The following is a 25,216-nucleotide window of genomic DNA, read 5'->3' on the forward strand; positions in this document are numbered from 1 at the left end:
CGCACGCCGCTGGCGTTCAGGCGCGGCTGCGCGGGGTGTCTACAACCACCCCGACTTCCGAAACCGCCAATACAGCACGCCGCACGCCGCCGCGATCATCGACAAGGTCAGCGGATAGCCCCACTGCCATTTCAGTTCGGGCATGTACTCGAAGTTCATGCCGTAGATACCCGCCACCGCCGTGGGCACCGCCAGGATGGCCGCCCAGGACGCCAGCCTGCGCGTGGTGTCGTTCTGCGAGGCCTGCGCGATCATCTGGCTGGCTTCGAAAGCGAAGGCCAGCGCCTCGCGCAAGGCGTTGATCAGTTCGTCGATGCGTTGGATACGGTCGGCCACCTCGCCGAAATACGGCCGCGCGTGGATATCGACCGCCGGCATCTCGACCCGCGCCAGGCGGCGGCAGATCTCGGTCATGGGCGCGATCAGCGTGTGCATGCGCAACAGGTCGCGCCGCTGGCGGTACAGCTTGCGGATGTCGGCATCCTTGGCGCCGCGGATCAGCAGTTTCTGCTCGGCATGCTCGACGACGGATTCGAACTTGGTGACGGCGGCCAGATAGCGGTCGGCCAGCAGGTCCAGCACTTCGGACGCCACATAGTCGCTACCGCGCCGCAGCAGGTCGGGCACGGCCTCCAGACGCTCGCGCAGCGTGGTGTGCGGGGATATGGCGCCGCGCCGCACGGTGACCAGAAAGCCGCTGCCGATCAGCAACTGCGTCTCGCCGAAGGTGGGCCGCTCGTTATCGACCTCGACCGTGGGCGCGACCACCAGCACCATGTCGCCGTAGTCAATGATCTTGGCGCGCCGGTGCGGCTCGACCATCTCCTCGACGTTCTTGTCACAGGCGCCCAGCGAACCGACTACCTGCGCCAGCACCTCGGCGCTGGGATTGCGCAGGCCGATCCAGAGCATGTCCTCTTTCTGGCCCGCGTATTGATGGACGTCCTCCAGGGGCACGTCCCGGTCGCGGCGTCCGTTGACGTATAGCACCGAGGCCACCACGCTGGTGGCCTTGTCGGGCGGATTGGCGGTCTGGTCGGCTGGGACGTCCTGCTGCATCGGTGCTCCTTGAGGATGGCGTCGGCGGCCCGTCGCGCGGATTCGCTGTTCGCACCTCGCGGACGGTTCGCCCCGCCGCCCCCATGATAGTGCGGCGGCGCGGACACGCCCAGCCCACCCCGCGAGGGCTCAGGAAGCCGTCAGCCAGCGCGGCCTACGAGAACATGCCGCGCATGCGGCTGGCCAGGTCCACGACCGGCGCATCGGGCTTGACCCGCTTACCTCGATCGTGCGGCAGGTCGGGCGGCTTGGGCTGATGCTCGAACAGCGGCATCATCGTCTGCGGAATGAAGCGCGTGCGCGAGGCATACACGTGGCGGTCGCCCATGCCGTTCTGCTGGTGCACGTAGAAGCGCTGCGGCACGATGACCTGCAGGCGTTCGCGCGCCCGCGTCATGGCCACGTACAACAGCCGCCGCTCTTCCTCGATCTCCTCGCTGTCGCCGGTGCTCATGTCGGAAGGAATGCAGCCGTCCACCGCGTTCAGCACGTAGACCGCGCGCCATTCCTGCCCCTTGGCCGAATGGATGGTGGACAGGATCATGTAGTCCTCGTCGCGCAGCGGCGCGCCGGATTCGTCGCTGGTGGCATTGGGCGGGTCCAGCGTCAGTTCGGTAAGAAAACGTTCGCGTGTGGGGTAGCCCATGGCGATGCGGGACAACTGCTCCAGGTCGGCGCGGCGCATGGCCGCGTCGCCGTCGTACAGACGCTCGATCTGGTCGCCGTACCAGCGCAGCGCCACGTCGACGTCGCCGGGCCAGTGCGGGCCGGGCGCCCGCAGCGCGGCGTAGACCTGCACGAAGGCGGTCCACTCGTCGCGCGCGCCGGCGCCAGGCTTGAAGGCGCGCATCGCATCGACGGGTTCGGCGGATTGCGCCAGCTCGTCCATCAGGCGGCCCGCCGTGGCGGGGCCGATGCCGGGCAGCAGTTGCGCCACGCGAAAGCCCGCCATGCGCGAACGCGGATTCTCGGCCCAGCGCAGGATGGACAGCAGGTCCTTCACGTGCGCGGCCTCAAGGAACTTCAGGCCGCCGAACTTCACGAAGGGAATGTTGCGGCGGGTCAGTTCGAGTTCCAGCGCGGCGCTGTGGCTGGCCGCGCGGAACAGGGCCGCCTGCGACTTCAGCGTGGCCCCGCCTTCGCGCAGCGCCAATACCTGGTCGGCCACCCAGCGCGCCTGCCCGGCCTCGTCGGACACCGTGACCAGCTCGGGCTTCTGCGACGAGGCGCGATCGGTCCAGAGCTGCTTGGCATAGCGTTCGGGCGCCAGGCCGATCACCGCGTTGGACGCATCCAGGATGGGCTGCGTGGAGCGGTAGTTGCGCTCCAGCGTGACCACGTGCGCGCCCGACGGGAACTGCTTCGGGAAGTCCAGGATGTTGCGCACCGTGGCCGCGCGGAAGGAATAGATGGCCTGCGCATCGTCGCCCACCACGGTCAGGCCGCGCCCCTCGGGCTTGAGGGCCAGCAGGATGCCGGCCTGCAATCGGTTGGTGTCCTGGTATTCGTCGACCAGCACGTGGTCGAAGCGCTCGCCGGCCTCGCGCGCCAGGCCCGGGTCGCGCATCATTTCGGCCCAATACAGCAGCAGGTCGTCGTAATCCAGCACCTGCTGCGCCTGCTTGGCCTGCACATAGGCGCGGAACAGGCGCTTCAATTGGTCTTCCCACTGGGCGCACCACGGGAAAACCTTGGCCAGCACCTCGCCCACCGGCGCCTGGCTGTTGACCGCGCGCGAGTAGATGGACAGGCAGGTGCCCTTGAGCGGAAAACGTTCGCTGGTGGCCGACATGCCCAGTTCGTGGCGCACCATGCCCATCAGGTCTTCGGCGTCGCCACGGTCGTGCACGGTGAAGGTTTCGGACAGGCCGATGCGCTGGGCATATTCGCGCAGCAGGCGCGCGCCCACGCTGTGGAAAGTGCCCGACCACGGCAAGGGCGGCGCGGATTGGCCGGCGCCCAGGTTCATGGCTTTGCGCAGCACGCCGCCCACGCGGCGCTCCATTTCCTGCGCGGCGCGGCGCGAGAAGGTCAGCAGCAGCATGCGCTGCGGATCGGCGCCATTGAGCACCAGATGCGCCACGCGATGCGCCAGCGTGCTGGTCTTGCCCGACCCGGCGCCGGCAATGACCAGCAGCGCCTGGCCAGGGCCGTCCGGGCCGGCGCCGTATTCGGCGGCCTCGCGCTGGGCGGGGTTCAGGTCGGCGAGGGGGTCGGGACGAACGGGGGCGGCCCGCCCATCCACAGGGCTGCCGGCATCGGGCGCCGACTCGCGGGCGCCTGGAAAATCGTGGTCGGACATAGGCATCAAGGGTAATCCAGACGCAAGAGTACTGTATATTTATACAGAAATCCGTAACGGCGCCGCGGTCCTGTGCGGCAAAGACCCGACGGTTATCCGCCGCAGGTCTCATGCCAACCCGGCACGGCCGCCCTTCCCCGTCATGACCCTCCTTACCGGCACCGCTTCCTGGACCGATCCGACGCTATTGGCATGCGGCCGTTTCTACCCGCCGCACGCCAACGACGCCGAATCCCGCCTGCGCTACTACGCCGCGCAGTTCGGCACGGTCGAGGTCGACGCCAGCTATTACGCCCTGCCCGATCCGTACACGGCGTACCTGTGGACGCAGCGCACCCCGCCGGATTTCATCTTCAACATGAAGGCCTTCCGCGCCTTCACGGGCCATCGCATCCCGCGGCAGGCGCTGCCCGCCGACCTGCGCCGCGACTGGCCCGACGCCCCCGAATCGCTGTATGACAATCAATTGCCCGAAGGCTGGCAGGATGAACTATGGCGCCGGTTCATCCAGGCGGTGGAACCCTTGCGCATGGCGGACAAGCTGGGCGCGGTGCACTTCCAGTTTCCTCCCTGGGTGCAGCGCGACGCACGCGGCATCGCCCGGCTGCGCGACTGCGCTCGCCGCATGGACGGCCTGCCGATGGCGGCCGAATTCCGCCACGTCAGCTGGTTCGACGGCCCCGACGCCACGCAAGCCACACTGGCGCTGCAACGCGAACTGGGCGTGGCGCACACCGTGGTGGATGCGCCGCAAGGCATGGACAACACGGTGCCCGCGGTCTGGGAGGCCGCGCACCCCGATCTGGCCGTGGTGCGCCTGCACGGCCGCAACGCCGCGGCGTGGAACGCCAGCGGCTCGGCCTCGTCGTCGCGCTTCCAGTACGTGTACACGCCCGAGGAACTGGCCGAACTGGCCTTGCGTATCAGAAGGCTGGCGCAGAAGGCCAAGCGCACGCAGGCCCTGTTCAACACGAACTACGAAGACCACGGCATGCGCAATGCCGCGGGGCTGGCGGCGGCGCTGAGCCTCGCATGAACGAAAGATCCCTCTCATCACCGGCGCCAGCGTGTCCGCGATGTCCCTCGTGGCGACAATCCCGCCCAGCGTTGGACTACAGTGCCGCATCGTCCGGCCGCGCCGCTGCCGGCAACAGAAAACCAGGAGAAGTACCACAGTGAATGACCTCGACGCCCCGGATACCGAACCATCCGAAGACACCAGGGAACACAGCCCCACGCTTTGGCGCGACGACGGCTGGACCGCCAGGATCATCAAGAACGAGGACGATGACGGCTGGGCGGTCGCGATGACCCTGGACGGACACGCCGAACCCGCCTTGGTCGGCCCCTGGACCATGGGCCGCGACAAGAAGAATCCCAAACCGCTGGACACGCCCGCCTTCCACACGTTGGTCAAGACCGCCAACGAAGTGCTGCGCCGCCACGAACAGCAGTTGCACGCCACGCTGCACAAGAGCGTGAAGATCGATGCCGAGGCCGGCCGCCTGACCGTCAAGCTGGATATCGTTCCCGACGAAGACGAGCCGTATGCCGTGCTGAGCGCCTACGACGAATTGGGCGAGCAACTGGCCCAGACCCGCGTGGCGCCGACCTACAAGCTGAGCGTGCAACGCGCATCGGATTGGGCCAGCGGCGGCTTCGGAAAACAGGGCTGACGGGCAGGCGGGAGCCGCCGCGGGGGCCGGACGAACCGTTCAGCCCTGCCGCGCCTTCCCCTGCCTGGCCACCGCCGTCAGGCTGTCCAGCACCACCTCGAACTTGCGCGCGATCTGGTTGTCCGGCACGCACGCATAGCCCAGCAGCAGCCCCTGGCGCGGCGCCTGCTCGCCCGCGTAATAGCGCGACAACGGCCGCATCAGCACGCCGCGTTCGTGCGCGGCCTGCACCACCTTCTGGTCGGACAGGTCATCGGGCAGGTTCAACACCAAGTGCAGACCCGCGTCGCTGGAATCGCGATGCAGCCACTCCGGGCCCAGGCGCCGGTCGATCAGGTTGACCAGCATGGCGCGCCTGCGGCCATACAGCATGCGCATGCGCCGCACGTGCGCGGCGTAATGGCCTTCGGCGATGAAGGCGGCCACGGCCGCGTGCGTCATCTGATGGCCCTCTCGGTACAACTCGGCATGCGCGGCCTGGAAGGCCGGCGCCAGCGCGCGCGGCAGCACCAGGTAGCCCAGCCGCAGGCCGGGGTACATGGTCTTGCTGAAGGTGCCCAGGTAGATGACCGGCGCGTCCGGCTCCAGGCCTTGCAGCGACGGGATGGGCCGGCCCGTGAAACGGAATTCGCTGTCGTAGTCGTCCTCGATGATCCAGCTGCCCCAGTTGCGCGCCAGCGCCAGTAACTGGCGGCGCCGCGCCAGCGACATCACCGGCCCCAGCGGATACTGGTGCGAAGGGGTGACGAAGACGAAACGCGGCGGCACGGCCACCGGGTCGGTCGGCACGCGCATGCCTTCTTCATCCACCGGCTGGGGCTCGACGCGGATGCCGTTGGCCGACAGCACCGAGCGCGCGCCCCAATAGCCGGGGTTCTCGATCCAGGCCAGGTCGCCCGCGCCCCCCAGCAGGCGCGTGGCCAGATCGATGGCCTGGTGCGACCCTTCGGTGATGAGGATCTGCTCGGGGTCGCAATCCACCGAACGCGTCAGCGCCAGATACTGCGCCAGCGCCTCGCGCAGCGCGGGCAGGCCGCCGCCATACGAATAACTCAGCAGTTCGGGCGGCGGGCGGCGCCATAGCCCGCTGACGATGCGGCCGAACTTCTGGTGCGGAAACTCGGTGACGTCGGGCACCCCCGGCATGAAGGCGCCCCATTGAAAGGGCGAGGCCGACACCCCGTCGACGATGCGCGCGCCACGCTCGGACAAGGCCGGCCGGCTGGCCACGGGCGCCGCGCGGCGGGTGCTGCGCCCGCTGGACAGGTAAGACTCGGGCAGCGTGTCGGTGACGAAGGTGCCGTTGCCCTGCCGGCTACGCGTATAGCCCTCGGCCTGCAATTGCGCGTAGACGTGCACGACGGTGTTGCGGGCGATCTTCAACTCGGCCGCCAGGTCGCGCGTGGCGGGCAGGCGCGTGTCGGCGGCAATGGTGCCGTCCAGGATGGCTTCGCGCAGGCCGCGGTAGAGCCGCTGGTTCATGGGGCCGTCCGCCGCATCGCCCAGGCGCAGCAACAGCAGGTCGCCGACGATGGATCTCAATTGGTTCTACCTGATAAGCCGAAGTGGTTCCTTTGAATGGGGCCATCTTAGCATTAAATATTTCGTATCCCGGGCGCCGCTGCACGCGCTCGCCACCCCGCCGCAGCAACGGCACGAATACCCCTACCGAGATTGACCATGAAGAACCAGGAACTGAATACCCGCCGTGCCCAGGCCACCCCGCGCGGCGTGGGCGTGATGTGCGATTTCTATGCCGTGCGCGCCGAGAACGCCACGCTGTGGGATGCCGAGGGTAAGGAATACATCGACTTCGCCGGCGGCATCGCCGTGCTGAACACCGGCCACGTGCATCCCAAGGTGCAGGCCGCCATCGCCGCGCAATTGCAGCAGTTCACGCACACCGCCTACCAGATCGTGCCGTACGCAGGCTACGTGGCGCTGGCCGAGCGCATCAACGCGCTGGCTCCCATCGAAGGCCCGGCCAAGACCGCCTTCTTCACGACCGGCGCCGAGGCCGTCGAGAACGCCGTGAAGATCGCGCGTTCGTACACCGGCCGCTCGGGCGTCATCGCCTTCGGCGGCGCCTTCCACGGCCGCACCCTGCTGGGCATGGCCCTGACCGGCAAGGTCGCCCCGTACAAGCTGTCGTTCGGCCCGATGCCGGCCGAGATCTTCCACGCGCCCTTCCCCGGCGCCGACGTCACCGTAGCCGAGTCGATCAAGGCGCTGGAGATGCTGTTCAAGACGGACATCGATCCCAAGCGCGTGGCCGCGATCATCCTCGAACCCGTGCAAGGCGAAGGCGGCTTCAACGTGGCCCCGCCCGAACTGATGCGCGAACTGCGCCGCGTGTGCGACGAGCACGGCATCCTGCTGATCGCCGACGAAGTGCAGACCGGCTTCGCCCGCACCGGCAAGCTGTTCGCCATGCAGCACCATGACGTCAAGCCCGACCTGATGACCATCGCCAAGAGCCTGGGCGGCGGCATGCCCATCTCGGGCGTGGTCGGCCGCGCCGAGGTGATGGACGGCCCGGCCCCCGGCGGCCTGGGCGGCACCTACGCCGGCAACGCACTGTCCGTGGCCGCCGCGCTGGCCGTGCTGGACGTGATCGAGGAAGAAAAGCTGTGCGAGCGCTCGGCCCAGTTGGGCGAGCAGTTGATGGGCCGCCTGAACAACCTGCGCAAGGAAGTGCCCGGCATCGCCGACGTGCGCGGCCTGGGCTCGATGGTTGCCGTGGAACTGGTCGACGCGGACGGCAAGCCGGACGCCGAGGCCGTCAAGCGCGTGCAGGCCCGCGCCATGCAGCAGGGCCTGATCCTGCTGAGCTGCGGCGTGTACGGCAACGTGCTGCGCTTCCTGTACCCGCTGACCATTCCCGATGCGCAGTTCGCGCGCGCGCTGGATATCCTGGCCGACGCGATCAAGGGCTGAGCGCAGACCCGCGGATATTCCGTCCCGATAGGCACAGCGCTTGCTGTGCCTTACCCTCTTATGGCCGGCGCGCCCCACATCGCGGGCACGCCGGCCGTCCCCGATTCCGAAGGAGTTTTCATGACTCAGTCCTCCCTCACGCTCAAGCGCCCCGACCTGCTGCGCGACGCCTGCTACCTCGACGGCAAATGGGTCGCCGCCACCGGCGCCAGCATCCCCGTGGACAACCCGTCCACCGGCAAGACCATCGTGTCCGTGCCCAAGCTGGGCCGCAAGGAAACCGAGCAGGCGATCGACAGCGCCGCCGCCGCCCTGCCCGCCTGGGCCGCCAAGACCGGCAAGGAGCGCGCCGCCGTGCTGCTGAAGTGGTCGCAGCTGATGATGGCCAACCAGCAGGACCTGGCCGCCATCATGACCGCCGAGCAGGGCAAGCCCGTGACCGAAGCCGCGGGCGAGATCGCCTATGCCGCCTCGTTCCTGGAATGGTTCGGCGAGGAAGCCAAGCGCATCGACGGCGACGTGCTGCAAAGCCCCAAGGCCGGCCAGCGCCTGCTGGTGCTGAAACAGCCCATCGGCGTCACCGCCGCCATCACGCCGTGGAACTTCCCCGCCGCCATGATTACCCGCAAGGCCGGCCCCGCGCTGGCCGCCGGCTGCACCATGATCGTCAAGCCGGCCCAGCAGACCCCGCTGACGGCGCTGGCCCTGGCCGTGCTGGCCGAGGAAGCCGGCGTGCCCAAGGGCGTGTTCCACGTCATCACCGGCAGCTCGCGCGACATCGGCGCGGCGCTGTGCGAAAGCGACGTCGTGCGCAAGCTGAGCTTCACGGGCTCGACCGAAGTGGGCCGCACGCTGATGGAGCAATGCGCACCCACCATCAAGAAGCTGTCGCTGGAACTGGGCGGCAACGCGCCGTTCATCGTGTTCGACGACGCCGACCTCGACGCGGCCGTGGACGGCATCCTGGCCTCGAAGTACCGCAACGCCGGCCAGACCTGCGTGTGCGCCAACCGCATCTACGTGCACGATGCCGTGTACGACGAACTGGCCCAGCGCCTGGTCGCCAAGGTCAACGCCATGAAGGTGGGCGACGGCTTCGAGCAGGGCGTGACGCAAGGTCCGCTGATCGACCAGGCCGCCGTGGACAAGGTGAAGGAACACATCGAGGACGCCACGTCCAAGGGCGCGTCGGTCATCGCCGGCGGCAAGCCCCACAAGCTGGGCGGCACCTTCTTCGAACCCACCATCCTGCGCGACGTGACGCAGCAGATGAAGGTGGCGACGGAAGAAACGTTCGGCCCGGTGGCCCCGCTGTTCCGCTTCAAGGCGGAAGACGAAGTGCTGAAGATGGCCAACGACACCATCTTCGGCCTGGCCGCGTATTTCTACACGCGCGACTACGCCCGCGTGTGGCGCGTGTCGGAAGCGCTGGAATACGGCATCGTCGGCATCAACACCGGCATCATCTCGAACGAGGTCGGTCCGTTCGGCGGCGTGAAGCAGTCGGGGCTGGGCCGCGAAGGTTCCAAATACGGCATCGAGGAATATGTCGAAGCCAAGTATCTGTGCCTGGATCTGGGCGCGAAGGGCTGATTCACCGGGAAAGGCCGGCGCGAGCATGCGCCGGCCATGCGGCGGACGCGCAGTTTCCCTCGATTCATGAATTGCATGCATGAGACCATGCCGCCCCCCGGTCTTATCAGCCTATGCTTCGCTGACTAGACTGATTCCTGGCAAGCCACACTTGCCCTGGAATCACTTTGGAAGGAAGCAAGACCATGCAAAAGCGCACTCTCGGAAAGAACGGGTTGGAAGTCTCGGCCATCGGCTATGGCTGCATGGGGCTGGACTTCGGCTATGCCCACAAGCTGGGCAAGCAGGAGGGCATCACGCTGATCCGCCAGGCGGTGGATCTGGGCGTCACGTTCTTCGACACGGCGGAAGTCTACGGCCCGTTCACCAATGAAGAGATGGTGGGCGAGGCGCTGCGCCCCGTACGCGATCAGGTCGTGATCGCCACCAAGTTCGGATTCGACATCGTCGATGGCAAGCAGTCCGGCCTGAACAGCCGGCCCGAAAATATCAAGGCGGTGGCCGACGCCTCGCTCAAGCGGCTGGGCATCGAGCAGATCGACCTGTTCTATCAGCACCGCGTCGATCCCAACGTGCCGATCGAAGACGTCGCGGGCGCGGTCAAGGACCTCATCGCCGCGGGCAAGGTGAAGCACTTCGGCATGTCGGAGCCCGGCGCGCAGACCGCTCGGCGCGCCCATGCCGTGCAGCCCATCACCGCGCTGCAGAACGAGTTCTCGCTCTGGACTCGTGGCGTGCAGACCAACGGCATCCTGGAGGCCTGCGAGGAGCTGGGCATCGGCCTGGTGCCCTACAGCCCGCTGGGCAAGGGTTTCCTGACCGGCGCGATGAGCAAGGACACTCCGCCGGGCGAAGGCGATTTCCGCAGCATCCTGCCGCGCTTCACGGCCGAGGCGATGGACAAGAACCAGGCGCTGGTGGACCTGCTCAAGCGCATCGCCCAGGAAAAGGACGCCACCCCGGCGCAGATCGCGCTGGCCTGGCTGCTGGCGCAGAAGCCTTGGATCGTGCCCATCCCCGGCACCACCAAGCTGCACCGCCTGCAGGAAAACCTGGGCGCCGCCGAGGTGGTGCTGACCGCCGCCGACCTGGAGCAGATCGAGACCGCGGCGGCCGCCATCCAGATCGAAGGCGAACGCTATCCCGAGCAGTTGTTGAAGACGACGGGTCTGTAGGAATCGAGCCGGGCCGCCACACGGGACGCCCGGCGCGGTGATTGCGCCGTGACGATCAGCGCCGCGCCGCCGGGTGGTCCAGCACCTGCTGCGCCACGTCGGCCAGCGACATCCCGCTTTCCATCGCGGCGCGCTGCAAGCGCTCATGCGCGGCCGGTTCGGTCAGGCCGTGCTTCTGCACCAGCAACCACTTGGCGCGCTCGATGCGCTTGCGTTCGTCCAGCGCGCCGCGCGCCTGCGACAGCGCCTGGTCGGCCTGCCGCATGCGCGCGGCCTGGTCCTGCAGCATGTCCAGCATCGAACGCTCGATGCCGCCGGCCACGCCGTCTTCCGGCGGCACGTCCAGCACGCGGCGCTGCACGTTGAACAGCATGGCGGGCGACTCGCCGCCCACGTGCTGCGCGAACTGGTCCAGCAACGAGCGATGATTGTCGCGCTCGGCGCGGGCCGCCTCGATGCGCTGCGCGCACTGGCGCGCCAGCGTGTCGGCCAGGCCCTGCTCCACCGGCGCCATCGCGTCGATGCGGGCGGTGCATAACTCGAACCACAGCTCGGCCAGCCCCGGATCCAGCGCCTGGCCCGCATGGGTCTGCCGCGCCATGCCGCGCAGTTGCTGCACCTTTTCCGTATGCGGCTGCACCTGCTGCCAGGCCGGCAGCACGTCGGCGGGCGCGCATTCGCCGAACACCTCGAAGCAGCGCTGCTGCCCCGCCGCGAGTTCGGCCATCTGGGCCTTCTGCGCATCGGTGAAATACCCCGCGGTGTATCCCAGCACGCCGTAAGCGCGCTCCTGGCCACTCAGTTCCTTGCCCTGCATGAAGTTCAGCAGCGCCACCAACAGGCGCGTGATGCCCGCATCCAGCGAAGCATCGGCGGCCTCGAACACCACCGCCAGCAGGCTGGAGACCAGGCGCGTGAAAGCCAGGCTGGCGCCCTGTGCGTCCAGCTTTCGCTGGCGCACGCGCCACCGCAAGTCAGGCAACTCGTCCAGCCGGTACAGCGCATAGGCGATACAGCTGTACAAGCGCGCGCGGCCCGGCTGCTCGCTGCCGCGCGACAACACGCTGTCCAGGAAACCCCGCATGCGCGCCTCGCCGGATTCGGCGCCGCGCGTATAGGCATCCAGCGTGGGCAACAGGTCGGCGCGGTCCTGGCACAGCGTCAGGATCGAATAACCGCGCTCTTTCTGAAGCGCGTGTACCAGCTCGCCCACCAGCGAGACGAACTGGCAGGTATGCGATAGCTGCTCCAGCCCGTGCAGCTCGGACTGCCGCGCCGCCAGCAGAAACCGCAATGCCGGCCGCATGGCCCCTCTGCTCATGAGACTACCCCTGGATTCAAGCCTGTTTGCGCGCCCCCGCCCGGGCGTCGATATCCTGCGGCGCGATGCCGAACATCTGGCAGGCGGCCACCTCGCCGATCACCAGGATGGCGGGGCTCTGCAGGCCGAACGCCTGGGCGTCGGCCGCCATCGCGGCCAGGGTCGAACGGCAGACGCGCTGGTCGGGCAACGAAGCACGTTCGATCATGGCCACCGCAGTATCGCCGCACAGGCCGCCGTGCAGCAAGGCTTCGGCCACGGCGGCCAGCCGCGCCACGCCCATGTACACCACCAGCGTGGTGCCGCCTTGCGCCAGGGCCTGCCAGGCCAGCTCGCTGCCGTCCTCGGTGTGCGCCGTGACCAGCGTCACGCCGCGCGCCGCGCCGCGCAGGGTCAAGGGAATGCCGGCGGCCGTGGCCGCCGCCAGGCCGGAGGTGATGCCGTTGATCACTTCGCAGGCCACGCCGTGGCGCGTCAGCCACTCGGCCTCTTCGCCGCCCCGGCCGAAGATACAGGGATCGCCTCCCTTCAGGCGCGCCACGCGCAGGCCCTGGCGGGCATAGCGCAGCATCAGGCGCTGGATGAAGTCCTGCGGCGTGGAGCGGCAGCCGCCGCGCTTGCCCACGCGGATCACGCGGGCGCCGGGGCAGAATTCCAGCACCTCGGGATTCACCAGGTCGTCCACCAGCACGACCTGGGCGCGCCGCAACGCCTTCACCGCGCGCAGCGTCAGCAGTTCCGGATCGCCGGGGCCGGCGCCGATCAGCCAGACAGAGGTTTCCATGATCGTGCTCCTGATGCGCTTGAAGAATCAGCCGAAGCTGCGCTTGGGCGCGGTCTTCAGGTGGGTGGCGTACAGCGTCAGGCCGGTCAGCGAGATGCCGCCCACCATGTTGCCCAGCACCACGGGCAGCTCGTTCCAGATCAGGTAGTCCATGATGGAGAACTGGCCGCCCATGATGAGCGCCGAGGGGAACAGGAACATGTTCACCACCGAATGCTCGAAGCCCATGGCGAAGAACAGCATGATGGGCATCCACATGGCGATGACCTTGCCGCTGACGGAGGTCGAGATCATGGCGCCCACCACGCCCAGCGACACCATCCAGTTGCACAGCACGCCACGGATGAAGATGGTCAGCATGCCCGCCGCGCCGTATTCCTTGTAGCCCAGCGTGCGGTTCTCGCCGATGTGCGAGATGACCTCGCCCACCTTGTTCACCGGCGCCGCGAAGCCGTAGGTGAAAACGATGGCCATCATCAGCGCCACCGTCAGCGCGCCCGCGAAATTGCCCAGGAACACCACGCCCCAGTGGCGCAGGATCACGCCGACCGTGATGCCGGGCCGCTTCTCGAACAGCGCCAGCGGCGTCAGCACAAACACGCCGGTCAGCAGGTCGAAACCCATCAGGTACAACATGCAGAAGCCGACGGGAAACAGCGCGGCGCCCAGGATGGGCGAGCCGGTCTGCACGCTGACCGTGACGGCGAACACGGCGGCCAGCGCCAGGATGGCGCCGGCCATGTAGGCGCGCAGCAGCGCGTCGCGGGTGCCCATGTGCAGCTTGGATTCGCCTGCGTCGACCATCTTGGTGACGAATTCGGTGGGAACGATATAGGACATTTTGGATACCTCGGTGCTTCGATGAAGGGATGAATCAGGCCGCGATCTCGACCGCGTCGCCCGTGATGCGCGCGGGCCATACGCGCAGTTGCTGGTCGGGAAACTCCACGCAACTGCCGTCCGCCAGCCGGAAATGCTGCTTGTAGAGCGGCGAGGCCACGACCAGCGCGCCGGCCAGGTGCCCCACGATGCCGCGGCCGATCACGTTGGCGCCCGACTTGGGATCACGGTGTTCCACGGCATAGACGGCATCGCCTTCCTGCGGCAGGTAGAACAGCGCCACCTGCGCGCCGTCCACCCAGGCGACCACGCCGGAGTTGGCCACGAGATCGGCGCGCTGGCACACGGTGCGCCACGAGGCCTGGACGTCGGAACGTTGCAGGGTTGCGGTCATCAAAGTTGCTCCACGGCGATGGGAATGCGGCGGGCCTCGGCGGCCGTGGCGGGGCGGCGCTGGCCTCGTTCCTCCACGAACTGCACGTCGGGATCCGCGCGGCGGTCGTTGACGAAGGTGCGGAAGCGCTTGAGCTTCTCGGGATCGTTGATGGCGTTGGCCCATTCGCATTCGTAGCGGTCCACCACCAGTTGCATCTGCGACTCCAGCTCGGCCGCCAGCCCCAGGCTGTCGTGCAGCACCACGTCCTTCAGGTAGTCCAGCCCGCCGTCCAGCGACTCGCGCCACACCGAGGTGCGTTGCAGCTTGTCGGCCGTGCGGATGTACAGCATCAGCACGCGGTCGATCAGGCGGATCAGCATCTCGTCGTCCAGATCCGTGGCGAACAGTTCTGCGTGGCGCGGCCGCATGCCGCCATTGCCGCACACGTACAGGTTCCAGCCGCGCTCGGTGGCGATCACGCCGATGTCCTTGCTCTGGGCCTCGGCGCACTCCCGCGTGCAGCCCGACACCGCGAACTTCAGCTTGTGCGGCGCGCGCAGGCCCTTGTAGCGGTGTTCGATGCGCAACGCCATGACCACGCTGTCCTGTACGCCGTAGCGGCACCAGGTGCTGCCCACGCAGGATTTCACCGTGCGGGTCGACTTGCCGTAGGCATGGCCCGTCTCGAAGCCCGCCGCGATCAGCTCGGCCCAGATGTCCGGCAACTCGTGCAACTGCGCGCCGAACAGGTCGATGCGCTGGCCGCCCGTGATCTTGGTGTACAGCTGGTACTTCTTCGCCACGGCGCCGATGGCGATCAGCCCGTCCGGCGTCACCTCGCCACCCGGAATGCGCGGCACCACCGAGTAGGTGCCGTTCTTCTGCATGTTGGCCATGAAGGTGTCGTTGGTGTCCTGCAGCGGCACCAGCAGCGGATCCTGGATCGGCCGGTTCCAGCACGAGGCCAGCACCGACGCCACCGCGGGCTTGCAGATGTCGCAGCCCACGTGGCCCCGGCCATGCGCGGCCAGCAGTTGCTCGAACGACTCGATGCCCTCCACCCGCACGAAGTGATAGAGCTCCTGCCGCGTATAGGCGAAGTGCTCGCACAGGCTCTTGTCCACCGCCACGCCGCGCGCGGACAGTTCGTGCTCGAACACCTGTTTCAGCAATGCCGCGCAGCCGCCGCAGCCGGTGCCCGCCTTGGTGCAGGCCTTCACGCCCGCCAGGTCCGTACAGCCGTCGTCGATGGCCGCGCACACGGCCGCCTTGCTGACGTTATGGCACGAACAGATGGTGGCCGTGGCGGGCAGCGCGGCGGGGCCCAGCACCGGCGTATCCGCGCTGCGCGGCAGGATCAGGCCGGCGGGGTCGGCCGGCGGCGCGATGCCGTTCTGCACGTACTGCAGCAGCGTGTCGTAGTAGCTGTTGTCGCCCACCAGCACCGCGCCCAGCACGCGCTTGCCGTCCTCGGACACCACCAGGCGGCGGTAGCCGGCATTCACCTCATCCATGTAGCGATAGCTGCGCGCGCCCGGCGTGGCGCCGTGCGCGTCGCCGATGGACCCTACGTCCACGCCCAGCAGCTTCAGCTTGGTGGACATGTCCGCGCCCGCGAAGGGCTGCGCCGGTTGTTCGCACAGGAGGGCCGCGACGGTGCGCGCCATCTGGTAGCCCGGCGCCACCAGGCCGTACACCATGCCGTTCCACAACGCGCATTCGCCGATGGCATAGATGTCGACGTCACTGGTGCGGCAATCGCCATCGATGACGATGCCGCCGCGCTCGCCCACCGCCAGGCCCGCCGTGCGCGCCAGGCCGTCACGCGGCCGGATGCCCGCCGAGAACACGACCAGATCCGTTTCCAGGGCTTCGCCGCCCGCGAAGTTCAGGCGATAGCGGTGGCGCATGCCCGGCTTGATGGTCTCGGTGGCGCGCGAGACGTGCACCTGCACGCCCAGCGCCTCGATGCGCGCGCGCAATGCCTGCCCGCCCGCCTCGTCCAGTTGCACCGGCATCAGGCGCGGCGCGAACTCCACCACGTGGGCCTCCAGCCCCAGCGCGCGCAATGCGTTGGCCGCCTCCAGGCCCAGCAGGCCACCGCCCACCACCACGCCGCGGCGCGCGCCGGCAGCCGCCGCGCGGATGGCGTCCAGGTCTTCCAGCGTGCGATAGACCAGACGCGCCTCGGGCTCTTCCACGCCCGCGATGGGCGGCACGAAGGGAAACGAGCCGGTGGCCATCACCAGCTTGTCGTAGGCGTGACGGCCGCTGGCGGTGACCACCTCGTGGCGCGCGCGGTCGATCTCCTGCACGCGCGTGTTCAGGTGCAGCGTCACGCCGGGCGTCTGGTACAGCGTGCCGTCGCCCATGCCCATCGACTCGGCATCGCGGCCGGACAGGTATTCGGACAGGTGCACGCGATCGTAGGCGCGCTGCGGCTCGTCGCCGAACACCTCGATGCGGTAGCGGGCCAGCGCGCCCTGCGCCACCAGTTGCTCGACGCAGTGATGGCCGACCATGCCGTTGCCGATCACGATCAGGGTTTGCAGGGGGGGTGCGGATGTCATGTCTTTCATGGCGGCTTCCGTGGCGTGCGTCCCTGTAAAACACAAAGGCACCCGAGACCAGGATGGTCATGGGGCGCCTTTGCCGGGTATTGCACACGTTGTCAGTAGGCCCGGAGCAGCGGGCCATGCCAAGGCTTACGCAAAAGCCGTGCCAGGTTGACGGAAACCGCCGTGATCGTTGCCTCGCCACGGGGAAAGGCGAGGCCGCTCCACACGACGCGCGCCAACGGGCGAGTGCCGGCGAATGCGGCAGCGCACAACGATGGTGCAGCCATGCACGGCTGCGCGCACCGCGAAGGAGCAACGCCGTCGCGACGGGCCTGGCCCCACTGCCGCTTCACGCTTTGCGCGGGACGAGACCGGCGGCGTGTTTCGCGCCGGTCAGTTGCCCGGCCGCAAGTCCGAGGTCGCCTCACATAAAGCGCTGCCGGATGGCCGCCGGCATTCATTGAGAATGGCGCCCGCCCCGCGACATAGCTCCGCGACAATCGGCGTCATCCCACCAAGCGCGCGCGCGTGCTAGATTGACCGCCCGACAGCCTCCGCCGGCCGCCCGGCCCCGCCCCGCCATGACCCGCACCTTCTCCAAGGACGAGACCCGTCGCCTGGTAGCCATCCTGGCCGAGGCCGCCCAGGCCGAAGTCCTGCCGCGTTTTCGCAATCTTTCGCCCCAGGCCGTGCGCGAGAAGGACTCGCGCCGCGACCCCGTCACCGATGCCGACGAAGGCGCCGAGCGCCACATCGCCGCCCGCCTGGGCAAGCTCTATCCCGGCTCGGTGTTCATCGGCGAGGAATCGTCCACGCGCAACCCCGCGCTGTTGAACATGCTGGTCGACGCCGACCTGGCCTTCCTGGTCGATCCCGTGGACGGCACGCGCAACTTCGTGGCGGGCCTGCCGCTGTTCGGCATGATGATCGCGGTGTGCCATCGCGGCGACGTCATCGCGGGCGTCATCTACGACCCCATCGGGCGCGATGCCGCGCTGGCGGTGCGCGGCGAAGGCGCCTGGATCGAACGTCAGGGCGCGGCCCCGCAACCGCTGAAAGTGGCCGATCCCGCGCCGCCCGAGGACATGGACGGCATGATCGCCACCGGCAATCTGCCGCAGCCGTTGCGCGATACGGTGAACGGCAACCTGTCCAAGCTGGGCAGCACGGCGTCGCTGCGCTGCGCGGCGTATGAATACCGCATGGCCGCATCGGGGCATTGCCATGTGCTGTTCTATAACAAGCTGACGCCTTGGGATCACGCGGCGGGGTGGCTGATTCATCGCGAGGCGGGCGGGTATTCGGCGCACTTCGATGGCAGCCCGTACAAGCCCACGCATCGGGATGGGGGGTTGCTGCTGGCGCCGGATGCGGGTAGCTGGCATGCGGCCAGGCGGGTGTTGATGGGTGAGTTGGCGCCGCAGTGAAGGACGGCCTAGAGGCCGGCAACGCCGTTGCAAGCGGGCTGCTGTGACTCGGGTTGAAATGGCTTCGAGGCTGGGACATGGGTGCCGAAGACAACCGAATTGAATATTCCGGCGACGAGCTAAGGCTCTATTGGCGTCAGAAATCCTGGACCATGCCAGTGGCCGAGATCACGCGGATCGACATCTGCGTAATGGCCGATCCCATCCACCATGGCGACGAGACCTTTCATATCGTGCGTGGCGCGTCCAGGTTCTGGTTGCTTGGGCACAATCTGTATTCCGGCGGCGCCGTGGTCGAGCGATTGCAGACGGAGCATCCCGAGATCCCCTGCTGCGACATGGCGGTATTCAACCTGTCCTGGCGGCTGAGAGGCGCGCCGATACTGGGGATCCGCTTCTTTCCGATCCCTGGGGTCGGGGAGTTTCCGTTGAAGGCGTTGCCAAGAATGGAAGCCGTCCAGGCCTGAGGCATCGGAACGCTTGACTGGCGTGAACCGCTCGGCAAACCCGAGCCTCGCCAAGCCGGCTCCCTATCCCACCCGCAACGCCGCCAACGCCTCCGCACAAGGCTGCTGCACCTTCAACGCCAACAAATCATCCGCCCGCGTACGCCCCAGATTGATCGCCGCCACCGGCTGCCCGCGCCGGCTGGCCTCCAGCACGTACCGATAGCCCGAATACACCATCAACGACGACCCCACGACCAACATCGCATCGGCGCGCTCCAGCGCCGCCTGCGCACGTTCGACACGATCTCGCGGCACGCTTTCGCCGAAGAACACCACATCCGGCTTGACGATGCCCCCGCAGCGCGGACAGGCGGGAATATCGAACGACGAAAAATCCAGGCCCTCCAGATCGGCATCGCCATCCGGCGCATCGGGTGCGTCGAAGGCCGCCCAACCGGGATTGCGCTCCACCAGCGTCTGCTGCCAGGCCTCACGCGCGCCGCGCCAATCGCAGTTCATGCAGCGCACCTCATCCAGCTTGCCGTGCAGGTCCACCACATGATGGCTGCCGGCCGCCTGGTGCAAACCATCGACGTTCTGCGTGACGAGCAGCCCGATGCGGCCGTCGGCTTCCATCGCCGCCAACGCACGGTGCGCCGCGTTGGGCTGCACGTGGCCGAAGCGCCGCCAGCCCACCATGCTGCGCGCCCAATACCGTGCGCGAGCCGGCACGCCGCCCATGAAGGTCTGGAAGTCGATGGGCGGCTTGCGCATCCAGGCGCCCTCGTCGTCGCGATAGACGGGGATGCCCGAGCCGATGCTGCAGCCAGCGCCCGTCAGCACGAACAGGCGCGGATGCGCATCGAGGAAGATGCGCAGGTCCTGCAGCGATGCGGTCATGCGCCCAGGCCGCAGTCGGGCATGTCGCTCACCAGGCTGGCCTGAGTGACGTTGCTGCCCGGCGCCACGCTGCGCGTCAGCCACACGTTGCCGCCGATGGTCGAACCCTTGCCGATGGTGATGCGGCCCAGGATGGTGGCGCCGGCGTAGATGACGACATCGTCCTCGATGATCGGGTGGCGCGCCAAGCCCTTCTTCAGCTCGCCGTTTTCACCGGGCGGGAAGCGCTTGGCGCCCAGCGTGACCATCTGGTAGAGCCGCACGCGGTCGCCGATGATGGCCGTTTCGCCGATGACGACACCGGTGCCGTGATCGATGAAGAAGCTGCGGCCGATGGTGGCGCCGGGATGGATGTCGATGCCGGTGTCGGAGTGCGCCAGCTCGGTCACGATGCGCGCCAGCATGGGCGCGCCCAGGCGGTACAGCACGTGCGCCAGGCGGAAGTGGATCATGGCGGTGACGCCGGGATACGACAACAGCACTTCGTCGACGCTGCGCGCGGCCGGATCGCCCTGATAGGCGGCGGTCACGTCCAGGTCCAGCGTACGGCGCACGGCGGGCAGCTCGGCGCCGAACGCGCGCGTGATGGCCACGGCGCGTTCGAGCGTCTGTTCGCGCGGCTCGTCTTCGTCGCGGCTCAGGTGGCGCAGTTCCAGGTAGACCTGGTGCAGCAGCTCGTCCAGGGCCTCGCCCAAGGTGTGACCGACATAGAAGTCTTCGACTTCCTCGCGCAGATCGATGGGGCCCAGGCGCATCGGGAACAGCGCGCCGCACAGTTGCTTGACGACATGGCGCAAGCCTTCGGGGGACGGGAATTCACGGCCGGCGGAAGTCTCTCGCAGGCGGCCGTGCGGGCCGCGCCAGTCCACGCGCGCGGCCCGCAGGCCGGACACGATGCCGTCGAGATTCCAGTGCTGCGTCGGGAGGGAAGCGGGGCTCATTGCCGTGCCTCCGGGCCGGTGGCACAGGCGGAAATCCGAACGTCTACAAACATGGTGAACCTCGCGAAAAAACGGAAACGGCGTGCCGCGGGCGGACCGTCCATCAATACACCGGCACAAAACGCGTCGCGGGCGGACGGCATGCAGGACACGCAACATGGCTCGACTGTAACTGCTGGGCCGCCCAGCCGGCGGGGTCGCCGACAGGCCGGCGGGGTCTTGTGCGCTGCCGCATCCGCCGCGCAGAGGGCTAAGCGTAAACCCTGTCAGGGATTATCGGGAATTTCAGCAAGATGACAATCTCTATAATCAGTCTCAAACGAACGTTTGAATCAGCCGAGACGATGAAGGAAACGCCCTCCCTCCCGCCGTCCTCCACCCGTGAGGCCATCCTCGATGCCGCCGAGGGCCTGTTCGCCCATCATGGCTACGACGGCACGTCGATGCGGCAGATCACCGCGGCCGCGGGCGTCAATCTGGCCGCAGTCAACTATCACTTCGGTGGCAAGGAAGCGCTGCTGCAAGAGGTGCTGAAACGCCGCCTGGCGCTGGTCAACCAGGAACGCCTGCGCGTGCTGGACACGCTGGAGGCCGAGGCCGGCGGCAAGGCGCTGAAGCCCTCGCAAGTATTGGACGCTTTCTTCGGCACCCTGCTGCGCCTGGCCGACGATCCCGAGCACGCCGGCCGGCATTTCCTGCCGCTGCTCGAACGCACCATGACCGATCCCACGGGATTCATCCGCACGCTGTTCGCCGATGAATACGCCGACGTGATGGAACGCTACCAGAACGCACTGTTCGCCTCGCTGCCCGACGTGCCCCGCGCCGAGATCATGTGGCGCTTCCATTTCATGCTGGGCGCCACCTCGTACGCCATCATGGGCACCAGCACCCTGCGCCTGGTGACGCACTGGAGCATCGACGAGACCGAGCAGCCCGACAACCCCGCGCTGCTGATGCCGCGCCTGATGAGCTTCCTGCTGGGCGGCCTGCGCGCGCCATTGCCGCCCCTGCTGGCGCCTGGCTGACCCCGACCGGCGCCCACGACAAGCACAACGACTACCGGAGACTCCCTCATGCTTGCCTTCCTGATCCTGTTGCTGTTGGTGGCCGCCGTGGCGGCGGTGCTGATACTGCAGCCGCTGCGCCAGGCCCTGCTGACCAGGCCGGTGTTCCAGATGTACCGCAAGGTGCTGCCGCAGATGTCCGCCACCGAGCGCGATGCGCTGGAAGCGGGTACGGTGTGGTGGGAAGGCGAACTGTTCCGTGGCCGTCCGGACTGGAACACGCTGCTGTCCTATCCCAAGCCGCAACTGAGCGAGGCCGAGCAGCGCTTCCTGGACCACGAGACCGCCGAAGCCTGCCGCATGGCCGACGACTGGGACATCACTCAGCAGCGCAAAGACCTGTCGCCGGAACTGTGGGCCTATCTGAAGACCAACGGGTTCCTGGGCATGATCATTCCCAAGGAATACGGCGGCCTGGGCTTCTCGGCCTATGCGCATTCGGAAGTGATCGCGCGGCTGTCGACGCGCTCGTCCGCGCTGGCGGTGTCGGTGATGGTGCCCAACTCGCTGGGGCCGGCCGAACTGCTGCTGCACTACGGCACCGACGAACAGAAGAACCACTATCTGCCGCGCCTGGCCAACGGCACCGAAGTGCCGGCCTTCGCGCTGACCAGCCCGTGGGCGGGCTCGGACGCCGCCGCCATTCCCGACCACGGCATCGTCTGCCGCGGCCAATGGCAGGGCCAGGAAGTGCTGGGCATGCGCGTCAGCTGGGACAAGCGCTACATCACGCTGGCGCCGGTGTGCACGCTGCTGGGCCTGGCTTTCCGCCTGTACGACCCCGACCGGCTGCTGGGCGGCGAGACCGACCTGGGCATCACCTGCGCGCTGGTGCCGCACGACCATCCCGGCGTGGACACGGGCCGCCGCCACCAGCCGCTGGGCGCCATGTTCATGAACGGTCCCACGCGCGGGCAGGATGTCTTCATGCCGCTGGAATTCATCATCGGCGGACCGGAACGCGCCGGCCAGGGCTGGCGCATGCTGATGGAATGCCTGGCGGCGGGCCGCTCGATCTCGCTGCCCTCGTCCAACTCGGCGATGGCCAAATACACCACGCGCACCGTGGGCGCCTATGCCCGCGTGCGCAGCCAGTTCCGCGTGCCGGTGGGCCGTTTCGAGGGCGTGGAGGAAGCGCTGGCGCGCATCGGCGGCAACACCTACCTGACCGAGGCCGCGCGCGTGATGACGGCGGGCGCCATCGACCTGGGCGCCAAGCCCTCGGTGGTGTCGGCCATCGTGAAGTACCACGTGACCGAGCGCGCGCGCCAGGTAGTGGTGGACGGCATGGACGTGATCGGCGGCAAGGGCATCTGCCTGGGGCCGTCGAACTTCCTGGGCCGCGCGTACCAACAGGCGCCCATCGGCATTACGGTGGAAGGCGCCAATATCCTGACGCGCAGCCTGATCGTCTTCGGACAGGGCGCGATCCGCTGCCATCCCTACGTGCTGGACGAGATGCGCGCGGCGCAGGACAGCGACCGGCAGCGCGGCCTGGAAGCCTTCGACAAGGCCTTCTGGGGCCACGTGCGCTTCACGCTGGGCAACGCCGCCCGCACCCTGGGGCTGGCGTTCACGGGCGCGCGTTTCGCGCGGGCGCCCGGCCGCGCGGCGCCGGCCATGCATACGTACTATCGCCGCATGACGCGCTATGCCGCCAGCTTCGCGCTGCTGGCCGACCTGTGCATGCTGTTGCTGGGCGGCAGCCTGAAGCGCCGCGAGCGGCTGTCGGCGCGGCTGGGCGACATGCTGTCGCAGCTGTACCTGGCCAGCGCGGTATTGAAGCGATACGAAGACCAGGGCCGCCAACTGGAAGACGCGCCGCTGGCGCACTGGGCCATGCAGGATGCCCTGCACAAGCTGCAGGAAGCCGCCAACGGCGTGCTGGACAATCTGCCGCAACGCGGCGTGGCCGAACTGCTGCGCGTGGTGCTGTTCCCCTGGGGCATGCCCGAGCGCGCGCCCCGCGACGTGCTGGGCCAGAAAGTGGCGCAGTTGCTGATCGCGCCGGGCGCGGCGCGCGACCGCCTGACCGCCGGCTGCTATCTGCCTGACAGTGCCGACGAGCCGGTCGGCGCGCTGGAGCAGGCGCTGGCCGCCACCCTGGCCGCCGAACCCGCCGAAGCCCGCCTGCGCGATATCGAGAAACGTGGGGCGCTGGACGGCAACCCGCGTGCCAACGTGCGCGACATGGCCGAAGCGGCCTGGGCGGCCAGCCTGCTGTCGGACGACGACTACAAGCTGCTGCGCCAGCGCAACGTGTTGCGTGACCGCGTGGTGCGGGTGGACGACTTCCCGTTCGACCTGGGCGCACAGGACGCGGCCGGCGAGCGCCAGGAGCGGGCGGCATGATGGCGCAAGGCACGACCCGGCACGATCACCCAGCACGGCGCGCGGCTCCCGCCGCGGGAAGACCGGCGCGCAACGACGAGGGGCACACCGCATGAGTTTCCAGCCTGTCTATGTCGTCGATGGGGCGCGCAGTCCCTTCCTGAAGGCGCGCAACGCCCCGGGCCCATTCGCCGCGGGCGACCTGGCCGTGCAGGCGGGCCGCGCGCTGCTGTTGCGCCAGCCCTTCGCGCCCGATGCCCTGGGCGAAGTGGTCATCGGCTGCGCCGCGCCCTCGCCCGACGAAGTCAACATCGGACGCGTGATCGCGCTGCGCCTGGGCTGCGGCGACAAGGTCCCGGGCTGGACGGTGATGCGCAACTGCGCGTCGGGCATGCAGGCGCTGGACAGCGCCATCGCCTCGATCCAGCTGGGCCGGCACGACCTGGTGCTGGCGGGCGGCGTGGACGCGCTGTCGCGCGCGCCGGTGCTGGTCTCAGATGAGATGGTGCAGTGGCTGGCGCGCTGGTCGTCGGCGCGCAACCTGGGCGCGCGTCTGGCCACGCTGGGCCAGTTTCCTTTCCGCAAGCTGGCGCCCGTGATCGGGCTGCTCAAGGGCCTGACCGACCCCGTGGTGGGCCTGTCGATGGGGCAGACCGCCGAGAACCTGGCCACCCGCTTCGGCATCGACCGCACCGCAATGGACGCCTACGCGGCGCGCAGCCATCAGCGCGCGCTGGCGGCCCGCGCGCGCGGCGACACGCAGGGCGAACTGGCCCCGCTGGTCGATCCGCGCAAGGGCACACTGCACGACCACGACGACGGCGTGCGCGACGACTCCACGCCCGAACGGCTGGCCAAGCTGCGCCCGGTGTTCGACAAACCCTGGGGCAACGTCACGGCGGGCAACAGTTCGCAGGTGACCGACGGCGCGGCGATGCTGCTGCTGGCCTCGCAGGCGGCGGTCGACCAGTACGGCCTGAAGCCGTTGGGCCGCATCCTGGACAGCCAATGGGCCGGGCTGGATCCCGCACAGATGGGCCTGGGCCCCGTGCATGCGGCCACGCCCATCCTGCAACGCCACGGGCTGCGCCTGAACGACCTGGATCTGTGGGAGATCAACGAAGCGTTCGCCGCGCAGGTGCTGGGATGTCTGGCCGCCTGGCAGGACGAGGCCTATTGCGCCGAGCAGTTGGGCACGCCGGCCTGGGGCCGCCTGGACCAGGAGAGACTGAACGTGGACGGCGGCGCCATCGCGCTGGGCCATCCCGTGGGCGCGTCGGGCGCGCGCATCGTGCTGCACCTGCTGCATGCGCTGCGCGCGCGGGGATTGCGGCGCGGCATGGCCGCCATCTGCATCGGCGGCGGCCAGGGCGGCGCGATGCTGGTCGAGACCCTGGACGGCGGCGCGCCGGGCCAGCGAACGGCCGCGGCGCATGACGAGGAACCCGCGCACGCAGGGCAGGCAGGCTCCGCCAGCCCG

At 68.4% G+C, this 25,216-nt stretch carries 19 protein-coding genes and 1 pseudogene; 10 read left to right on the forward strand and 10 right to left on the reverse strand.

The window, feature by feature from the left end:
- Positions 1 to 39: 39 nt before the first annotated feature.
- Both A7W11_RS25425 and A7W11_RS25430 read right to left on the reverse strand, forming a co-directional pair.
- Positions 40 to 1,059 (reverse strand): magnesium and cobalt transport protein CorA, encoded by a 1,020-nt coding sequence (locus tag A7W11_RS25425; RefSeq protein WP_066420727.1) that lies wholly within the window; start codon positions 1,057 to 1,059, stop codon positions 40 to 42.
- Between the two features lie 154 nt (positions 1,060 to 1,213).
- Positions 1,214 to 3,361, reverse strand: a complete 2,148-nt coding sequence (locus tag A7W11_RS25430; RefSeq protein ID WP_082887479.1) for an ATP-dependent helicase — start codon at positions 3,359 to 3,361, stop codon at positions 1,214 to 1,216.
- 142 nt (positions 3,362 to 3,503) lie between these two features.
- Between A7W11_RS25430 and A7W11_RS25435 the strand changes: the two genes are divergently transcribed.
- Both A7W11_RS25435 and A7W11_RS25440 read left to right on the forward strand, forming a co-directional pair.
- Positions 3,504 to 4,397, forward strand: coding sequence for a DUF72 domain-containing protein (locus tag A7W11_RS25435; protein WP_066420729.1), 894 nt, complete (start codon positions 3,504 to 3,506; stop codon positions 4,395 to 4,397).
- A gap of 139 nt (positions 4,398 to 4,536) precedes the next feature.
- Positions 4,537 to 5,037, forward strand: coding sequence for a hypothetical protein (locus A7W11_RS25440; protein ID WP_066420731.1), 501 nt, complete (start codon positions 4,537 to 4,539; stop codon positions 5,035 to 5,037).
- A gap of 39 nt (positions 5,038 to 5,076) precedes the next feature.
- Here the strand turns inward: A7W11_RS25440 and pdxR are convergent, their stop codons facing one another.
- Positions 5,077 to 6,579, reverse strand: a complete 1,503-nt coding sequence (gene pdxR / locus A7W11_RS25445) for a MocR-like pyridoxine biosynthesis transcription factor PdxR (protein WP_412778751.1) — start codon at positions 6,577 to 6,579, stop codon at positions 5,077 to 5,079.
- 138 nt (positions 6,580 to 6,717) lie between these two features.
- Here pdxR and A7W11_RS25450 point away from each other — a divergent pair, with 138 nt between their 5' ends.
- From A7W11_RS25450 to A7W11_RS25460, 3 genes are all read left to right on the forward strand, one after another.
- The gene (locus A7W11_RS25450) at positions 6,718 to 7,974 is read left to right on the forward strand and encodes a 4-aminobutyrate--2-oxoglutarate transaminase (RefSeq protein ID WP_066420737.1); all 1,257 of its coding nucleotides are present in this window, start codon (positions 6,718 to 6,720) and stop codon (positions 7,972 to 7,974) included.
- Between the two features lie 120 nt (positions 7,975 to 8,094).
- Positions 8,095 to 9,567, forward strand: coding sequence for an NAD-dependent succinate-semialdehyde dehydrogenase (locus A7W11_RS25455; protein ID WP_066421836.1), 1,473 nt, complete (start codon positions 8,095 to 8,097; stop codon positions 9,565 to 9,567).
- Between the two features lie 185 nt (positions 9,568 to 9,752).
- Complete coding sequence (locus tag A7W11_RS25460; RefSeq protein ID WP_066421843.1) at positions 9,753 to 10,742, forward strand: aldo/keto reductase; 990 nt, start codon at positions 9,753 to 9,755, stop codon at positions 10,740 to 10,742.
- Between the two features lie 55 nt (positions 10,743 to 10,797).
- Here A7W11_RS25460 and A7W11_RS25465 read toward each other — a convergent pair whose 3' ends face one another.
- From A7W11_RS25465 to nirB, 5 genes are read right to left on the reverse strand one after another with little or no spacing between them, the layout of a single operon-like run.
- Positions 10,798 to 12,063: a nitrate- and nitrite sensing domain-containing protein gene (locus A7W11_RS25465; protein ID WP_082887480.1), complete on the reverse strand. Its 1,266-nt coding sequence runs from the start codon at positions 12,061 to 12,063 to the stop codon at positions 10,798 to 10,800.
- 16 nt (positions 12,064 to 12,079) lie between these two features.
- Positions 12,080 to 12,847: a uroporphyrinogen-III C-methyltransferase gene (gene cobA, locus A7W11_RS25470; RefSeq protein WP_066420739.1), complete on the reverse strand. Its 768-nt coding sequence runs from the start codon at positions 12,845 to 12,847 to the stop codon at positions 12,080 to 12,082.
- A 27-nt stretch (positions 12,848 to 12,874) separates the two neighbouring features.
- Positions 12,875 to 13,687, reverse strand: a complete 813-nt coding sequence (locus tag A7W11_RS25475; RefSeq protein ID WP_066420740.1) for a formate/nitrite transporter family protein — start codon at positions 13,685 to 13,687, stop codon at positions 12,875 to 12,877.
- 34 nt (positions 13,688 to 13,721) lie between these two features.
- Entirely contained in the window at positions 13,722 to 14,081 is a 360-nt protein-coding gene (nirD, locus tag A7W11_RS25480; RefSeq protein ID WP_066420742.1) for a nitrite reductase small subunit NirD, read from the reverse strand.
- Positions 14,081 to 16,633 (reverse strand): nitrite reductase large subunit NirB, encoded by a 2,553-nt coding sequence (gene nirB, locus A7W11_RS25485; protein WP_156523230.1) that lies wholly within the window; start codon positions 16,631 to 16,633, stop codon positions 14,081 to 14,083. Before nirB ends, nirD begins: the two co-directional genes overlap by 1 nt.
- A gap of 569 nt (positions 16,634 to 17,202) precedes the next feature.
- On the opposite strand from nirB, the gene A7W11_RS25490 reads away from it, so the two are divergent.
- Both A7W11_RS25490 and A7W11_RS25495 read left to right on the forward strand, forming a co-directional pair.
- Positions 17,203 to 18,048 (forward strand): inositol monophosphatase family protein, encoded by an 846-nt coding sequence (locus A7W11_RS25490; protein WP_066420751.1) that lies wholly within the window; start codon positions 17,203 to 17,205, stop codon positions 18,046 to 18,048.
- A 77-nt stretch (positions 18,049 to 18,125) separates the two neighbouring features.
- A complete protein-coding gene (locus tag A7W11_RS25495; protein ID WP_066420753.1) occupies positions 18,126 to 18,515 on the forward strand; it encodes a hypothetical protein in 390 nt (129 codons plus the stop codon).
- Positions 18,516 to 18,578: 63 nt separating this feature from the next.
- Here the strand turns inward: A7W11_RS25495 and A7W11_RS25500 are convergent, their stop codons facing one another.
- Together A7W11_RS25500 and epsC are read right to left on the reverse strand one after the other, a co-directional pair.
- Complete coding sequence (locus A7W11_RS25500) at positions 18,579 to 19,397, reverse strand: NAD-dependent protein deacetylase (protein ID WP_066420755.1); 819 nt, start codon at positions 19,395 to 19,397, stop codon at positions 18,579 to 18,581.
- Positions 19,394 to 20,338, reverse strand: coding sequence for a serine O-acetyltransferase EpsC (epsC, locus tag A7W11_RS25505; RefSeq protein ID WP_066420756.1), 945 nt, complete (start codon positions 20,336 to 20,338; stop codon positions 19,394 to 19,396). The genes A7W11_RS25500 and epsC overlap by 4 nt, the downstream gene beginning before the upstream one ends.
- 344 nt (positions 20,339 to 20,682) lie before the next feature.
- Between epsC and A7W11_RS25510 the strand changes: the two genes are divergently transcribed.
- The 3 genes and pseudogenes from A7W11_RS25510 to A7W11_RS25520 form a co-directional block, all read left to right on the forward strand.
- The gene (locus A7W11_RS25510) at positions 20,683 to 21,366 is read left to right on the forward strand and encodes a TetR/AcrR family transcriptional regulator (protein ID WP_066420757.1); all 684 of its coding nucleotides are present in this window, start codon (positions 20,683 to 20,685) and stop codon (positions 21,364 to 21,366) included.
- Positions 21,367 to 21,414: 48 nt separating this feature from the next.
- Positions 21,415 to 23,757, forward strand: coding sequence for an acyl-CoA dehydrogenase (locus A7W11_RS25515; protein ID WP_066420759.1), 2,343 nt, complete (start codon positions 21,415 to 21,417; stop codon positions 23,755 to 23,757).
- A gap of 91 nt (positions 23,758 to 23,848) precedes the next feature.
- Positions 23,849 to 25,135, forward strand: a pseudogene (locus tag A7W11_RS25520) (acetyl-CoA C-acetyltransferase); the annotation flags it as partial.
- Positions 25,136 to 25,216 lie beyond the last annotated feature (81 nt).

This window comes from Bordetella ansorpii, assembly GCF_900078315.1.
Classification (GTDB): Bacteria; Pseudomonadota; Gammaproteobacteria; order Burkholderiales; family Burkholderiaceae_B; genus Bordetella; species Bordetella ansorpii.

Excerpts from the sequence above, each read along its gene's own strand:
- A7W11_RS25425 (WP_066420727.1), bottom strand. The coding sequence starts at position 1,059 with ATGCAGCAGGACGTCCCAGCCGACCAGACCGCCAATCCGCCCGACAAG.
- A7W11_RS25430 (WP_082887479.1), bottom strand. The coding sequence starts at position 3,361 with ATGTCCGACCACGATTTTCCAGGCGCCCGCGAGTCGGCGCCCGATGCC.
- A7W11_RS25435 (WP_066420729.1), top strand. The coding sequence starts at position 3,504 with ATGACCCTCCTTACCGGCACCGCTTCCTGGACCGATCCGACGCTATTG.
- A7W11_RS25450 (WP_066420737.1), top strand. The coding sequence starts at position 6,718 with ATGAAGAACCAGGAACTGAATACCCGCCGTGCCCAGGCCACCCCGCGC.
- A7W11_RS25455 (WP_066421836.1), top strand. The coding sequence starts at position 8,095 with ATGACTCAGTCCTCCCTCACGCTCAAGCGCCCCGACCTGCTGCGCGAC.
- A7W11_RS25460 (WP_066421843.1), top strand. The coding sequence starts at position 9,753 with ATGCAAAAGCGCACTCTCGGAAAGAACGGGTTGGAAGTCTCGGCCATC.
- A7W11_RS25465 (WP_082887480.1), bottom strand. The coding sequence starts at position 12,063 with ATGAGCAGAGGGGCCATGCGGCCGGCATTGCGGTTTCTGCTGGCGGCG.
- cobA (WP_066420739.1), bottom strand. The coding sequence starts at position 12,847 with ATGGAAACCTCTGTCTGGCTGATCGGCGCCGGCCCCGGCGATCCGGAA.
- A7W11_RS25475 (WP_066420740.1), bottom strand. The coding sequence starts at position 13,687 with ATGTCCTATATCGTTCCCACCGAATTCGTCACCAAGATGGTCGACGCA.
- nirD (WP_066420742.1), bottom strand. The coding sequence starts at position 14,081 with ATGACCGCAACCCTGCAACGTTCCGACGTCCAGGCCTCGTGGCGCACC.
- nirB (WP_156523230.1), bottom strand. The coding sequence starts at position 16,633 with ATGACATCCGCACCCCCCCTGCAAACCCTGATCGTGATCGGCAACGGC.
- A7W11_RS25490 (WP_066420751.1), top strand. The coding sequence starts at position 17,203 with ATGACCCGCACCTTCTCCAAGGACGAGACCCGTCGCCTGGTAGCCATC.
- A7W11_RS25495 (WP_066420753.1), top strand. The coding sequence starts at position 18,126 with ATGGGTGCCGAAGACAACCGAATTGAATATTCCGGCGACGAGCTAAGG.
- A7W11_RS25500 (WP_066420755.1), bottom strand. The coding sequence starts at position 19,397 with ATGACCGCATCGCTGCAGGACCTGCGCATCTTCCTCGATGCGCATCCG.
- epsC (WP_066420756.1), bottom strand. The coding sequence starts at position 20,338 with ATGAGCCCCGCTTCCCTCCCGACGCAGCACTGGAATCTCGACGGCATC.
- A7W11_RS25510 (WP_066420757.1), top strand. The coding sequence starts at position 20,683 with ATGAAGGAAACGCCCTCCCTCCCGCCGTCCTCCACCCGTGAGGCCATC.
- A7W11_RS25515 (WP_066420759.1), top strand. The coding sequence starts at position 21,415 with ATGCTTGCCTTCCTGATCCTGTTGCTGTTGGTGGCCGCCGTGGCGGCG.